A 13,753-nucleotide genomic window follows, 5' to 3' on the forward strand; every position below is an offset into this window, starting at 1 on the left:
AATTATGCATGATCAACTTATTTCGCAGTCACTTTCTTATTCAACTTAAAAATTCACGATTCACTTACGAAGTAAAATTGACCATTGACCTCAAATAAATGTTGTAAATTTGTATCATTCGCAAATTAAAAATAATACAACGTAAATACTATGTCAAAAGCAATTTCGCAAGTACCGTTTGCAGTCAACGAGCCGGTAAATTCTTATGCACCGGGCACCCCGGAAGTTAAAAGCCTTATCAGTACCTACAAAAAAATGTGGGCTGAAAAGACAGAGATCCCGATGGTGATTAATGGAAAGGAAGTGAGAACTGATGATAAAGTTCAGCTTCAGTCTCCACAGGATCATGCACACGATTTCGGGTTTTATCATAAAGGGACGATGCAGCATGTAGACGATGCGATTAATGCAGCATTAGCCGCTAAAAAAGAATGGAATGAACTGGGATGGGAACAGCGTGCCGCTATTTTCCTAAAGGCTGCGGATCTCTTGGCAGGCCCTTACAGAGATGTCATTAATGCTGCAACGATGATCGGGCAGTCTAAGAACGTACACCAGGCTGAGATTGATTCTGCCTGTGAGTTCATAGATTTCCTGCGATTCAATGTAGAATTCATGACGGAAATGTATGCCGAACAGCCAGTTTCTGACAGCGGGATCTGGAACCGCGTGGAGTACAGACCATTAGAAGGGTTCTGCTTTGCGGTAACACCATTCAACTTTACGGCTATTTCCGGAAACCTTCCTACATGTATGGCGATGCTTGGAAATGTAGTGGTATGGAAGCCTTCGGACAAGCAGATCTATTCGGCTAAGGTGATCATGGATGTTTTAACGGAAGCCGGGCTTCCTGCGGGAGTGATCAATATGATCTTTACCGATGGAAAAGAAACGGCGGAAAAAGTATTGGCACACCCTGATTTTGCAGGTCTTCACTTTACAGGGTCTACAAGGGTATTCCAGGGGATGTGGAAAATGATCGGGGATAATATCCATAACTACAGAACATATCCGAGAATTGTCGGGGAAACAGGTGGAAAGGATTTCGTGATCGCCCATCCTTCCTCGAATGTTGAAGCGGTAGCGACTGCTTTGGTAAGAGGTGCTTTTGAATACCAGGGGCAGAAATGTTCTGCTGCTTCCAGAGCTTATATTCCCCAGTCTCTTTGGGCTGATGTGAAAAAGGTGATGGAAAGCCAGATTGGTTCTATCAAAATAGGTTCTCCTGAAGATCCGTCCAACTTTGTGAATGCTGTAATCGATAAAAATTCATTTGAAAAGTGTAAAGGATATATAGAAAGAGCCAAAGCATCTGCCAACGCTAATGTAGTGATCGGAGGAACCTGCGATGATTCGAAAGGATGGTTCGTACACCCTACCGTTATCGAAACTACGGATCCTCAATATGAGAGTATGGTTGAAGAAATTTTCGGGCCGATCCTGAGTATCTACGTATATGAAGATAAGGACTGGAAAGAAACTTTGAAACTTGTAGATTCTTCTTCTCCATATTCATTGACGGGTTCTGTGTTCTCACAAGACCGTTATGCGATCAGTGAAGCTTATAAAGCCCTGGAAAATGCTTCTGGTAATTTCTACATCAATGATAAACCGACCGGAGCTGTGGTAGGACAGCAGCCATTCGGAGGGGGCAGAGCTTCCGGTACCAATGACAAAGCAGGTTCTAAAATAAATCTTCTGAGATGGGTGTCTGTAAGAAGTGTGAAAGAGACTTTTGTTTCTCCTAAAGACTATAAATATCCATACTTAGGATAAGATAAGCAATGAGTAATCGGCAATAAGTAATAAAATCCCGGAATTTCGTTCCGGGATTCTTTTTTAAGTCAATTTAATTATAATCGATCTGTTCTTTAACAAATTTTAGCCGATTTTATCTGTTTTTTAATAATCCTTACCCTTCTTTCGGAATAATTATTGGACTTTTACCTACACACCAAAATAAATAATATGAAAAAGTTTTTGTTACTAACCATAGGTTTAGGAATATTTGCCGTGAGTTGTGGAACCAAAGAATCATCCATGCCTTCAAATAGTACCGACTCGACAGCGGCAGACACTACAAGGGCTATTACAGTCCCGCCTGCAACGAATGAAACGGCCACTACAAGAATGACACATCCTGAAAGTATCAGAATTAAGATCGATTCAGCGGCTACAACACCTGTTAAATAGATAAAAACCTGTAATTTAAAATGGAAAATCTGCAGATGAAAGCTCTGCGGATTTTTATTGAAAAAGATTCATCATTCATAAAGATTTTCTATATTTGATTAACCCCTAATAAAAGACTACTATGAAAAAAATATGGACAGGAGCTATTCTAGGTTTACTTTTTGTAACAGGCTGTGCTCAAAATAAGGAAAAAAGAGAAGAATTTAAAGAAAGTCATAATAAAGACTCTCTAAGGAATAGTATGGGAGACTCTGCAGTGGCCAATTCTGAACCGTCACCCGCACCCCCTGCTGATACGGTATCTATAAAAGCTGACAGTATAAAAGCAAGATAATAAGCAAAGCCACAGAGTAGTTCTGTGGCTTTTAAGTATGAAGTCATTTATTTAGTCCATACGGACTATATTGATCTTATAGGTCACCCCGTTCACGTTATTGGTTGAGCCATACACGAGGGTTTCAAAGTTGAGGATCTGCCCTGCATTCATCTTAACAAGATATTTTGCCGTGATGTACTGGCTGGCTGCAACCAAAGAACTTTCCGGGTTATAAATTTTCTTATTCATAAATTCACCGCCACCTGCTCCGGAATCATTGATAATGGCATAGGCCAGATATCCGTCCCCGGCATCTGATCCGGAAGAACGCTGCGGATAGGTTATCGTAAGAACAGCCATATAAAGCCCGGCCTGGGAAGCTGTAAAAACATTCCCGCTAAACTCATTCAGGTTATCGTATTCTTCAACCGGTGCGCTGGTAGCATTCGTGGCATAGATAATATTATTTACCGGCATATTCAGAGTTCCTGTTACACGAACGGCGCTTATGCTGTTAAGGTCCTGCTTTTTTACCACCCCTGTTGAAGTAGATACAAGTTCGTTAAGATTAGACTGATTAGATTGTAATCCCTCGACCCTAAACGGGCTTAGAGTTCCGTTTCCTTTTACATGCAGCATATGGGTAGGACTTGATGAATTAATGCCTACTTGGGCTAAAAAATTCACACTGCACAGAATGAATCCTAAAAATAGTGCTTTCATATTCAGAATTTTTAGTCTCATTATTAATCTAAACGGGTAATACTGATCCTGTAAGATGCATTGACCGATGCACCTGCTCCATAGGTTCTTGCCTGAAAACTTAAAGTATCTCCTGCATTCAGCTTGATCATGGTAGTTGCTTCGGCATAACTTTCGGCAGTAGCGACTCCCGAAGTTTCAGTAATTGCAATTTTAGCTGCATTATTTTCTGTGATCACTCCATTTTTAAGTATTACCGCATGGCCCAGGTAACCGTCCCCACTATTCTGCTGCGTATACTGAACAAGATGTGTTACCATGTACAGACCTGCCTGGGAAGCTGTAAATGTATTGCCGGAAAATTCACCGAGATTGTCATACTCCTCCGTCGGAGCAGCAGTATTATTGATGGGGTAATAGGTACCGCTTACCGATAATGTGACATTTCCTGAAGCCTTTATAGAACTTATGGAATTGGCATTTCTCAGTCTGACCACTCCATTTGCATCTGCCACCAAAGTGCCCGCAGTATTTTGAGCTGTCAACAAGCTTTCCAGCCTTAGAGGGTCAGAAGTACCGTTCCCTTTAACGTGTAAGGTGTTGGTAGGAGACGATGTATTTATCCCCACGTTGCCTGATTGTGCATTCATAAAGGCAAAGCCTGTTATAAAAGCGAATAGAAATAATTTTTTGATCATTGTAGTTTTATTTAGAATCGTGTGTTTTTAAAGCCGGATACAATGTTGTATTCAGCATACCTGATATTATATTCATTAATAATTCATGGAAGGGTATTCACAGAACGTGAAACAAGTTATCCCAGATTGTTCAAATACCTACTTGGGAATAAATGCTTATAAAAATTAGAATTTTTTTTCATGTGTCGTTTGTGTTTTAAAATTAAAAAAAATTGTTATGCGGTAAATACAAAACAAATTCTATGCAAAAATAGACAAATAATTGAATTATTAATAAAAAAAATCAATTATTTTAATTTATTCGAAAATAATTCACTATAAATAGATTTTATATTCTTATGAAAATTCCCTTTATAGCTATTAATGATAAACCGCTTCAGAAGCTATATAAGCATAAAACCAATATAAAAAATCCCTTAGCAGGGATTAGTATTGTTTATATATTTTATAATATTCAGTGCTTTTTTTGCAATTCTTAATGAATTAAGATCAGTTATTGCTTAATATTTTTGAAATTCTTCCTCCATCTGGCTATAGAATTTCTGCTTAAACTAAAATGCAGAGCTATCTGGCTATTGGTCAGCTGATATTTGGCCTGATATTCGAGTATTTTGACGACCGCTTCCCTGCTATAGGAACGATGCATGTGATTAAGAACTGAAGTTTCCTTGTTGGCAGAACCAAAGATCAGCTCATTAATTTTAATGATATCAAAAAAGGAAAGCTGCTTCTTACTTAGCAATGACTCACATACTTTCTGTTTGTGAGGATATTTAAAATGTAAAATATCTGTATAAATTTTTTTATAGTCAGGACCTGGTGTTTTCATAGATAGATTTATTTTTAAGTTCTATTCATTATTCTGATTGTTATATTTGCTGATCCATTTATAGAGTGTTGTTTTTGGGATCCGGTATTCCTGTATCACCTGCTTTTTTGTTTTTTTTCCGGATTCTACCAGATCCAGGACAAAATCTATAACTTCTCTGGTATAAATATTCTTGCGGAATTGTGGAAGATCCTGCCTGTTTTTTTCACTTTTTTTCTCTGCTGAAACGGGAGGTGAATATAATATCAGGTGCTGTGAGTAAATCCTGAAAAAATCATATCCTAACAGTTTACTCCACTTTAAAAGCATAGAAGAATCCATACTTTCCAGCTGATACATCTGTTCCGCTTCCCTTTCTGTACACTTAAAGAAGCTGCAGATACGGGATATTTCCATTTGACACTCCTCTACCCGCCGGCCGATAAGAAGACCTATATGGATTTTTTTTAAATTATCTGACATATTATATATTATTTTATAATCCTGCCGGCGCTGTTGCCGAACCTATCGAACCTCCTCGCATATAGGCCGAAACAGTACCCTGCGTATTCAGGAATGCATTATTAATCACAATGCAATGATCATTGCCTGATTTGTCCAAAGTTCTCCCATCCCTGTAATCTGCGATCAATCCTCATGCTCTGCCGCCTTAAAAAGCTGACTGTGAATTACCCGTATTCTCCCCCATTTGCGAAAAGGCTAACAAAGACTTGAATAAGGCCAATAAAATCAGAAGGTTATTTTCATAGTTCCTGAATTAAAACAGCCTCTCTAAACAATTTTCATGGATGAGTAAAAGGCAGAGAGGCCAATATAAATAATTAAAAGTGCTTTCTTAAGGTAATATTAGAGTTCGTATCGGTAGAAAGGGTGGCTGAAACATCTGCTCTCATCCTGTATTGGATCTGGATCTGGGTCCCTGCAGACAATACACCCATCCAATATAGCGGCATATCTCCCTGGGCACCCCCCGCTCCGGTTCCATAGTAAGAAACAGCAAGAACCGTTGATGTGGTTGCATTTAAAATACGGGCGCCGAAAGCCTTGGATAACCCGTTTGTAGTAGATATCCTTAATGACATATCGCCAAAAAATGAATAGAGTCCCGTGGCAGGAATCGTAAAAGTTCCACTGGTGTGAATATTACCGTTGTCCAGTCTTTCCGTGGTAAAATTTACAGTAGTCCAGGCTGAATAGGCGGAGGTCACATAGTTTGAATTTACAACGGCAGGGCTTCCCGCAAATAATACCTGGGTTGTATTTTTACCGTTGATTTCCATACGGGTATCAGAAACATCTCCTATACTTTCCCATTGCGTACCTGTCCAGAGATAAAAAGTATCCTTAAGCACATGATTTGGTGAAGTTCCGGCATCGGAAAGGTTATACACTAAAGTCCCCTGTTCCGGAGAGCTGGCAGAAGACGTTACGGGAATTGTGGAGATGTCATTGATATTTAAAAGCTGAACCCGTGGTATAAGCAGGCCTTTATTGGTACTATACAGATCCAGGATCGCATTCGGATCGGGATTATTAAGGCCTATACCCACCTGAGCTTCTGCAAAAGAGCTGAAAAACAGGCATAAAAGAAATATATATTGAATTTGTGTTTTCATATTATTGATATTTATAGATATTAAGAGTACCTGACTGTATTCTATAATTATTAGCTGTATAACTATACTTAAACGCAAGCAGGTCATTCATTGCCAGCCCTTGTGTAGTAATAACAGTAGTATACATCCTGTTGTTGATAATGTTATCCCGGCCATATGCACTGGCCAAAGATGTTGTCCCCTTTATTATCTCCTGTAATGTAGTACCGCCGTTATTCCCAGTATTAGACATTTCCGTAATAAATTCAAGCATATATATTCCGGCAGAAGGAATACTGTATTTACTGGTAGTGCTGTTCCATCCGTCAAATTTATCAAACAATATTTCCGAGGTAGCTAACATAAGTGTAGCAGGTACTCCGCCCACTGCGCTTCCGGAAGCTATAACAGGCTTCTGTCCTATTGCCGCACTGAAAACAAGCAGGGGAATTTGGGACGTTGAAATTATTTCGTCTGTAGACGCAGGAGTTGCGGCAGAATGATACCTGTTATCACTTCCCCAATACGAAATACCTTTGGCAATATCGTTAGATATGCTGGTATTGGTATTATAAAGCATCAATCCCACTGCGGGGGAACCAATAGGGTTTGCTGCATCGGTTCTGTTGGTTATGGATAAATTAGGTATTCTAAGCGCTTTATTATTAGAATCAAGTTTTAAGATAGCCGCAGGAGAAACACTACCTGATCCTATCACAACCTGGGCATGACTCATCATTATCATAAGCCCAAAGAAGAAGTTTAATAATTTAGATTTCATAAGTTTAATTATTAGATATTCTTGAAATGGAAACATTAGGATTGGTAATCTGGTAAGCCGCATTGGACGACTGTCCCCTGAAAGTAATCACATCACCGGCGGCAAGGTTTACCGTACATGTGCCGGATACTCCTCCGAACTGATATACCTTGGAAGTTCCGTAGGTACATATATTGGTTCCGTTTTTCAGGACATATACCATGGCTCCTCCAAAAGTATCTCCCGTAACATTCCTCAGATCGACATTATAAGAAATGACATACCCCCCTGCCTGTTGAACAGCATATCCGGTATACGCTCCCGAACTTCCCTGGACGCCGGCAGGCGAATTTTGATATAAGGTATTAAAAGTAAGATTCGAAATAGTCCCAGCCGCTATACTTCCGGACGAAGCCATATTACTTGCTGCAAACACAGGGGTGATGAAAGGGACTTTCTCTACTTCTGCTTTTACATTGGCCTTTGTCCACATTTTCTCCCATGCGGTTCCATTATAAGCATAGAGACCTTTATTTACCGCTGATAATCCTGAACCGGCAATCGCTTTATTATATACGATAAATCCTGTTTTAGGATTTGGAACCGTAAGGACATCAGTAGTAGAGGTAAGGGAAACCACCGGTAATTGCAACCCTTTATCGGATGATGTGACATCCAGTACGGCTGAGGTATCCGGTGTTGTAGTACCAATCCCTACACTTCCTTGCTGTGCATAAGAAAATGCAGTAAAGCATGATAGTAAAATCATTAATTCTTTTTTTTTCATTTGTGTTAATTTTATAAGGAATGTTGTTTAAAGCTCTTTAAACAGAAAAAATCAGGAAGGGACCTTATTTCAGCCTTCTTACAGAAACTTGTGTAACGGGTCCTGAGCCCGTACTTCCGCTGCTGAAAGCCCTTATTGTTAAATTGTCTGAATTGGCAACCCTGAATGAGTATGTATTGGCTGCCAACATCGGGATAGAAGTAATCAGAGTGAAGGTCTGTACCCCGCCTGTAGATGCAGTATAATCATCATTGACGCGAGCCACCCAGCTACCTGCCGTATTGTCCCAGATCCCTATTACAGGGTTTGTGTTACTTGTTGTAGATAACTGGGCATTCATCATGATCTGATAAACCCCATTAGCGGAAACTTTAAATGAATTGGCAGAAGCGGTTCCCGTATAAAGATTTTCATTATCTATAACCTCATTATTAAGATTTCCGATGGTTGTTGCTACCCCGGAAGTGGTTACTGTAAAATTCGATGTCATCTGTACGGTAATTTCCTGAGCCACAAGAAACTGACCGGCTACTGCAATAATGGTTCCCGTGGAAGAGGGAACGCCGGCAATGGTTTCCCAGGAAGGAGCCTGGCCTGGCCCGTTGGATTTGAGCACCTGGCCACTTACTCCGGAATTTCCCGGTGCAGATGCATTTCCACCCACATTTAATTCATTGGTTACCTGTAAAGCTCCATTAACATGTAAAGGCTTTTGAGGAGTTGAAGTATTAATACCTACTTGTGAAAACATCAGTTTTGAAATAGTGATCCCCAGTATCACCAGAATTCTTTTTTCCATCTTTTTGCTGTGTTTTTATGAATTATTTAAAAATTCTTTCACAAAACAAAAAAAGTATCCTGAAAAAACAAAAAAATTGAATATCACACAGATATCACAAATTTATAATCAACTGATAATCAATAACAAATAAAACATTAACTTAATTCTTCTATCCATTGATAAATATCTTCATCTGACGGAATATTCAGTTTTTTTCTAAGCCTGTTCTTACGTATCTGCACAGCACGCGGGGTGACAAAGGTGTAATGGGCAATCTCTTTTGTACTAAAGTTCAGCTTCAGATACGCGCAAAAAATAAGCTCCGAATTTTTAAAGCCCGGTTCTACATTTAACAGCTTTTGATAGAAACCAGGGTAAGCTTCTTTGAATTTATTTAAAAAGTCTGGAGAGTTTTTCCTGGCCAACAGAAGAACTTCTTCCCGGATCCTGTCCTGCTTTGTGTCTGAAAGCATATTTATCTGCTCCTCTCTTAATTTTATTTCACGTTCTTTCTGCTCTATGATTTTCCGCTTCCTTTTCTTGATCTTTGCTACGCTTATACCAGATATAAGCAAAAGAGCAATAGAGATGATGATAATGAATAGTATTATTTTTCTTCCCTCAATCGCTTTATTTTCTGTTTTTTTTGTTTCTGCAGAAAGCCTGTCTGCAGAAATTTGTATACCCGCTTTTCTTGTCTCTGCCAGGCTGTCTTTGGTAAAAATATGACGGTCAATATATAAAAGCTCTTTTTCCCTGTCTCCGAGGCATCTGTAATTATCCGCCATCAGCTTATATAGCGAGATCCTGTCTTCTATTCTCTTCTTCCGTATCACTATTTCCATGGCTTTGGCACAATATTCCAGTGATTCTTCACATTTATTCTGCCAGCTTAGGATTTTAGCTTTTTGAGAGAGTGCAAGATATAAATAGGGAGACCGGATAAGCCCGGCCCGTTCAATAGCAAGACTATTATAATAATATACCGAATCCTTATTTTTTGTAAAATTCCTGTGATAATCCGATAAGTTAAGGTAAAGAAAAAGCTCATGTTCGGGGTACGGATTTACTTTCATGATAGACGTTATCCTGTTTAGGTAATAATATGTACTGTCAGCATTGACATCTTCATAGCATGCGGAAAGCTGGTTGAGTGCAAAGACCTTTTGCGAGACCTTTTTCACCGGGTCATCATAAAGCCCGGCCAGCACAAGCTCTTTTTTAAATTCTTTTATGGCCTGCTTTTTAAATCCCAGGGCAAGATAATTCCTGCCTATCAGATCCGTCAATTTAAAGTTGAAATCAGGATTCCTGCTGATATAGTCATGATACTCTTTATTTTCCTCTATATCATCAATATAAATGAAGCTTTCTTTATAATCTCCCAGATTACACAGGCCTGAGGCAATATAAAAATTCCCCCGGATCATACCTTTATGATAAGAAATCTTCCTGGACAGCTTAACTGCATTTTTACCAAGCTGAATACTTCGGGTAAAATCGAAATTTTTGGATTTATTTTCTGCAAGCTGCAGGATAGAATCTATTTTTCCCTGATCCTTGGTTTGGGCAAAGAATAATAGCGGCCAGCTGTAAATAATGATTAGCAGGCTTCGGAAAATATAAATGTGAACTTTCAAATTCATCATCAATAGTGTTTAGTAAATAATATTCTATATAAACATTGTGCATTTTGAAAACAAAATTTTGTTCATCCTTGCAATAAGTTAAACGAAATATTTGTTTGGTTATCCGTGAGAATTAAGCTCAACAAAGGCATAACGGGTTTAATATTCATAGGATCCAAACCCTACTCCACTTTACTGATCCATACATAAAGGTCTTCTTCCGAAGGAATGTTCAGTCTTTTTCTCAGCCTGTTTTTCCGCATCTGTACTGCTCTTGGAGTTATAAATGTGTATTCGGCAATATCTTTCGTGGAAAAATTAAGCTTCAGGAGCGCACAGAATTTAAGGGTTTCGTTATTGATATCAGGATATAATTCAAGCAATGACTGGCATAACTCAGGATATACTTCCCTGAATCTTGTGACAAATTCAGGGTTATTATCTTTTGCCATTTGCACCAGCTCATTGAAGGCCGTATTTACTTTTTGTCTCAACTGGGTGTTTTCCAGGTCTTTTTCTACAATGGTTTCCTGATGTTTACTTAAAAGTATATCTTTTTCTTTCTTATTTTTCCGATAATAGGCATATCCTGAAAGGGCCCCGGCAATGATAAGCGCCAGGATTACAGTAAAAACGGAATAAATGCCACTGTACTTCTGCTCGTTCTCTTTTTCTTTTTCCTTTACATATTTGTTGACCAGAATATCCGCCGTTTTATGATTGGCATTATTTAAACTGTCATTCAGGGTAGTGTACTTTTCAAGATAGTCCCCGGATTGTTCCTTATTATCAAGTTTTTTATACGTTTTCGAAATCAGCTTATAGAGTTCCTTAATATCTTTACTCTTGTGAATTTTTTCAGAGATCTTTAAAGACTCATTATAATATTCCAGAGCTTTTTCGTATTCTTTTTTGTGAAAATGCAGGCTGCCTAATTTTTTCAGTATGATAGATTTCTGATAGATAGGAAAATTGCCGGCCTCATAATTCTTCATAGCAACATCCAGATAAAATGCTGCAGAATCATAATCTTTCTTAAATCTCATGTAATAACCGGCAATATTGGCTCCAATAATGGGAGTTGGCTGTAATAAGTATGCTTTTTTGAGATAAATAAAGGCAGAATCCGGATGAGACATCTCCTTTTCCATAAAGGCCACCCCTTTATTGAGGTAGAAATAGTTCAGCTCATTTTCCTGTATTTTTCTGTTCTTAATTTTCAGGGCAAAACCTATCGCTTTATTATAATTTTCAACTGACTTTTCAAAAAAGCCTAAAACATAATAATTCCTTGCATACTCACCATATATTTTGGCTTTCAGAAAATAGTTTTCTATTCCGCCTAATTTTTCTTCTGCTATTATCAGATACTTCATACTTTCCTCATGCCTGTTCAGTGTACATAGCAGATTACCCAAATTGGCATTACCCCAGACCTCACCTTCCATATAATTAATTTCCTGAGCCTGTTTTATGAGCTGCTTATTTAAAACAACCGCATCATCAAACCGCCCTTCTTTACGGAGCTCAAATGTTCCGGCCTTCAGAAGGCTGTCAATTCTATGACGCTGAGGATCCTGACCCAATATGAGGACATTCATTCCCAAAAGCCATATTATCAGAAGTTTATTCATAGGCAAGATATCTTAATGAAAAGTGTCAATAATAATTCAGCAAGGCCACAAACACCTGAGGAGCTCATTACCTTTTAAAGTTGATCTGTGTTAAAATTGAGGCTTATAAACAAAGTTGGCATAAGCTCAATAAAGTTTCAGCTAACTAATGAAAATATAAAACGGAATCAAATACGAATACCTACCTGGGAATTTTCATTTGGAAGATTATGTTTTTTTGTCATCATTATGTTTTTTTAAATTATATGAGCTGTGTTATGCTCCAAGCACAAACAAACATCGTGCTAAAACACAAAAATATTAAATTATATTTAATAAAAAGCATTAAATTATTGCATATTATGCACAAATAAATCACTATAATTGGATTTCAATTCAAAAACAAAGCTTAAACAAAGAAGAAATTACCAAAACAACACAGATCGTACCTCCATAAGAAATTCGCAATTATTTGTATCGGAAACTGCAGATATGCTAACATAATTATTACATTTGTAAGCAACAAAAAGTATTATGAAAAAGTTAGCAATATTCTTCTCTTTATATATCGGGGCCATTGTTTTCGCTCAGGGAATTAAATTTGAAGACAGCAATTTTACCACTATCCTGGCCAAAGCAAAGAAAGAAAACAAACTGGTTTTTTTGGACGCCTACACATCCTGGTGCGGCCCATGTAAACTTATGGTTAAAAATATCTTCCCTCTTCAGTCTGTAGGTGATTACTATAACAGCCATTTCATCAATGCAAAAATAGACATGGAAAAGGGAGAAGGTACAGATATTGCAAAAAAATATAATGTCAGGGTTTTTCCCACTTATTTATTCATTAACGGAGACGGGGAAGAAGTGCACAGGACACTGGGCTATGTGGAAGAAGATGCCTTTATCCAGTTTGCAAAAGATGCAGAAGATCCGAATAAAAAATTAAAGGCTTTAAAACAAAAATTTGAAAACGGTGAAAAAGGCCCTGAATTCCTGAAAAACCTTGCCGGGCTTACCATTTATAGCGATAATGATTTTGCAGGAAGGGTATTGGAACGTTATTTCAGTTCAAAATCAACCCTTAATCAGGAAGATATTCAAATGCTGCTTTCCGCAACTCAAAGTACGGACAGCCCTCTGTATAAGATGTTCCAGGATAAAAAAAGCGAAATTACCAAAATACTGCCTGCCGACAGGTATGAAAAATTAGACAAAAATATAAAGCTGAATACGATCGTTAAAAAATCCTACAATACCGATACAAAAATATGGAATGACAGCTATTTTTTGACCGAATCCCAGAAATTTTTAAGTGGGGAAGAAGCAGAAAAGATTTTAAGGAGAGCCAAATCCGGCAGAGCTTTGAAAGAGAAAGATTTTGCCGCCTATGAAAAATTTGCTTTAGAAACCTATAAAGATTTTTCTGCTGCATCTTCTGAAGAACTGAATTCCGCAGCATGGAATTTCTTTGAAAATATCGAAAATAAATCCTCTCTCGAAAAAGCGCTAGAATGGGCGCAGGAATCCGTAAAGAAGAAGCAGGACTATGCCAATACGGATACTCTGGCCAATCTTTACAATAAGATCGGTGATAAAAAGAATGCTAAGCTCTGGGCCGAAAAATCAATTGAACTGGCAAAAAGCTCGGGAGAAGATTATTCGGATACTGAAAAATTACTGAATACCCTTCAATAAGAAAACCCGGAAGAGTACCTTCCGGGCTTTTTTTGCATTCATTTCATATGAAAAATAAAAAAAAGCCTCCAGTCTTTCTCATCATTTGCGAGTGGCAAACTGATATAATAAGGAGGCTATGGAAGAATTAAAAATTAATCCTGATATGAGGGA

Annotated in this window: 15 protein-coding genes; 4 read left to right on the forward strand and 11 right to left on the reverse strand. The window is 38.1% G+C overall.

Going from position 1 to position 13,753, the window contains the following annotated elements; genetic code table 11:
* Window positions 1–150: 150 nt before the first annotated feature.
* From pruA to HNP38_RS05905, 3 genes are all read left to right on the forward strand, one after another.
* Window positions 151–1,776, forward strand: coding sequence for an L-glutamate gamma-semialdehyde dehydrogenase (gene pruA / locus HNP38_RS05895; protein ID WP_184185876.1), 1,626 nt, complete (start codon window positions 151–153; stop codon window positions 1,774–1,776).
* A 192-nt stretch (window positions 1,777–1,968) separates the two neighbouring features.
* Entirely contained in the window at window positions 1,969–2,193 is a 225-nt protein-coding gene (locus tag HNP38_RS05900) for a cytochrome C551 (protein WP_184185880.1), read from the forward strand.
* A gap of 121 nt (window positions 2,194–2,314) precedes the next feature.
* Window positions 2,315–2,527, forward strand: coding sequence for a hypothetical protein (locus HNP38_RS05905; RefSeq protein WP_184185885.1), 213 nt, complete (start codon window positions 2,315–2,317; stop codon window positions 2,525–2,527).
* A 51-nt stretch (window positions 2,528–2,578) separates the two neighbouring features.
* Here the strand turns inward: HNP38_RS05905 and HNP38_RS05910 are convergent, their stop codons facing one another.
* The 11 genes from HNP38_RS05910 to HNP38_RS05955 form a co-directional block, all read right to left on the reverse strand.
* A complete protein-coding gene (locus tag HNP38_RS05910; RefSeq protein ID WP_184185888.1) occupies window positions 2,579–3,232 on the reverse strand; it encodes a hypothetical protein in 654 nt (217 codons plus the stop codon).
* Between the two features lie 23 nt (window positions 3,233–3,255).
* Window positions 3,256–3,909, reverse strand: coding sequence for a hypothetical protein (locus HNP38_RS05915; protein ID WP_184185891.1), 654 nt, complete (start codon window positions 3,907–3,909; stop codon window positions 3,256–3,258).
* A 493-nt stretch (window positions 3,910–4,402) separates the two neighbouring features.
* Window positions 4,403–4,738, reverse strand: coding sequence for a helix-turn-helix domain-containing protein (locus tag HNP38_RS05920; RefSeq protein WP_184185894.1), 336 nt, complete (start codon window positions 4,736–4,738; stop codon window positions 4,403–4,405).
* A gap of 21 nt (window positions 4,739–4,759) precedes the next feature.
* Window positions 4,760–5,200, reverse strand: a complete 441-nt coding sequence (locus tag HNP38_RS05925) for a transposase (RefSeq protein WP_184185898.1) — start codon at window positions 5,198–5,200, stop codon at window positions 4,760–4,762.
* A 13-nt stretch (window positions 5,201–5,213) separates the two neighbouring features.
* On the reverse strand, window positions 5,214–5,369 hold the full coding sequence (locus HNP38_RS17940; RefSeq protein ID WP_228460965.1) for a hypothetical protein: 156 nt from the start codon (window positions 5,367–5,369) through the stop codon (window positions 5,214–5,216).
* Window positions 5,370–5,559: 190 nt separating this feature from the next.
* Window positions 5,560–6,354: a hypothetical protein gene (locus HNP38_RS05930; RefSeq protein ID WP_184185901.1), complete on the reverse strand. Its 795-nt coding sequence runs from the start codon at window positions 6,352–6,354 to the stop codon at window positions 5,560–5,562.
* A 1-nt stretch (window position 6,355) separates the two neighbouring features.
* A complete protein-coding gene (locus HNP38_RS05935) occupies window positions 6,356–7,114 on the reverse strand; it encodes a hypothetical protein (RefSeq protein WP_184185904.1) in 759 nt (252 codons plus the stop codon).
* A 4-nt stretch (window positions 7,115–7,118) separates the two neighbouring features.
* Window positions 7,119–7,880 (reverse strand): hypothetical protein, encoded by a 762-nt coding sequence (locus HNP38_RS05940; protein WP_184185907.1) that lies wholly within the window; start codon window positions 7,878–7,880, stop codon window positions 7,119–7,121.
* A gap of 64 nt (window positions 7,881–7,944) precedes the next feature.
* Window positions 7,945–8,679: a hypothetical protein gene (locus HNP38_RS05945; protein WP_184185910.1), complete on the reverse strand. Its 735-nt coding sequence runs from the start codon at window positions 8,677–8,679 to the stop codon at window positions 7,945–7,947.
* Between the two features lie 137 nt (window positions 8,680–8,816).
* Window positions 8,817–10,310, reverse strand: coding sequence for a helix-turn-helix transcriptional regulator (locus HNP38_RS05950; protein ID WP_184185913.1), 1,494 nt, complete (start codon window positions 10,308–10,310; stop codon window positions 8,817–8,819).
* Window positions 10,311–10,471: 161 nt separating this feature from the next.
* Window positions 10,472–11,923, reverse strand: coding sequence for a tetratricopeptide repeat protein (locus tag HNP38_RS05955; RefSeq protein ID WP_184185917.1), 1,452 nt, complete (start codon window positions 11,921–11,923; stop codon window positions 10,472–10,474).
* Window positions 11,924–12,436: 513 nt separating this feature from the next.
* Here HNP38_RS05955 and HNP38_RS05960 point away from each other — a divergent pair.
* Window positions 12,437–13,600 (forward strand): thioredoxin family protein, encoded by a 1,164-nt coding sequence (locus tag HNP38_RS05960; RefSeq protein ID WP_184185920.1) that lies wholly within the window; start codon window positions 12,437–12,439, stop codon window positions 13,598–13,600.
* The last annotated feature ends 153 nt before the right edge of the window (window positions 13,601–13,753 follow it).

Origin of the sequence: Chryseobacterium defluvii, assembly GCF_014204415.1 — a bacterium.
GTDB lineage: Bacteria > Bacteroidota > Bacteroidia > Flavobacteriales > Weeksellaceae > Chryseobacterium > Chryseobacterium defluvii_A.